Annotated in this window: 1 protein-coding gene; it reads right to left on the bottom strand. The window is 68.8% G+C overall.

Features of this window, described 5'->3' with window-relative positions:
• Positions 1 to 769 (bottom strand): IS110 family transposase (locus FPZ41_RS46690; protein ID WP_152870966.1); only part of this gene is annotated, 769 nt, incomplete at its 3' end.
• Positions 770 to 1,032: the final 263 nt, after the last annotated feature.

Here is a 1,032-nt window from a genome sequence, read left to right on the forward strand (position 1 = left end):
GCCTTTGTTCGTGAACGGCGCCGAGCGAGCGGGCCAGCGACGGGATCACGACGTCCAGGGTGCCGGTGCCCGGGACCACGACGGTCTGCTCGTCGAGCGCCTCGAAGACGTCGTCGATCAGCCGCTTTGCCATGCGCGGGGCCTTGGGCCGGACCACCTCAACCAGCCTGCGCCGTCCGGCCTTTCGCAGTGCGGCTGGGGATCCATGGCGTTCCAGCAGCCAGGTGACTGCCTGGTGATCCAGGCGCGGGCCCAGGACCCGTTCCAGGGATGGGTGGAACTGGGTGAGCAGGCCCCGGATCCGGTTGCTGGTGCGTGTGGCCTCGGCCGCCAGGTCCTGGTCGAAGCCGACGAGAACGGTGAGCTCGGCGGTGATCTCGTCGGTCAGCTCCAGCGAGCGCAGGGTGTGCGGCATGGTGCGGGCGGCGTCCGTGATGACGGCCGCGTCGCGGGCGTCGGTCTTCGCCTCACCCGGGTAGAGGTCAGCGATCCGACGCATCGACAGGCCCGGCAGATAGGCGACCTGGCAGCCTGTGTCGCGAGCCACCGTCAGCGGCAGGGCGCCGATTGAGGCTGGCTGGTCCACGACGACCAGAACGGTGCCGAACTTCTCGCGGAGCTTGTCGAAGACCTGCCTCAGCTTCGGTTCGGTGTTGGGCAGCTGCCTGTCGAAGACCTTCTTGCCGGCCGGAGTGAGTCCGTGTCCGTGATGTGTGCTCTTCCCGACATCCAGGCCGAGGAAGACGCCTATCGTGTCGTGCTCGTTCAAGCCGTCCTCCCGAACGGGGCGTGCGGTGCTGGCCTGGGCGTTGGCGTCGTGCGCGCATCCACGTTATGCAGACCTGTCGCCCATGTACGGCCGGGCATTGCGCTCGGCCGGGCGGTAGTCGGACCTCTCATCAGCGTCTCCAACGGCGCCTCTCGGGCCCGGTGGCACCACCCCCCAGGTCATCGGTTCGACAGGGGGGAACAGCCATGCCGGGCCCGGAGGCCAGCGGCCCTCTTGCAGGGCCGCGGAAAACATAACGGGGG

Source organism: Streptomyces acidicola, from assembly GCF_009377235.1.
GTDB lineage: Bacteria > Actinomycetota > Actinomycetes > Streptomycetales > Streptomycetaceae > Streptomyces > Streptomyces acidicola.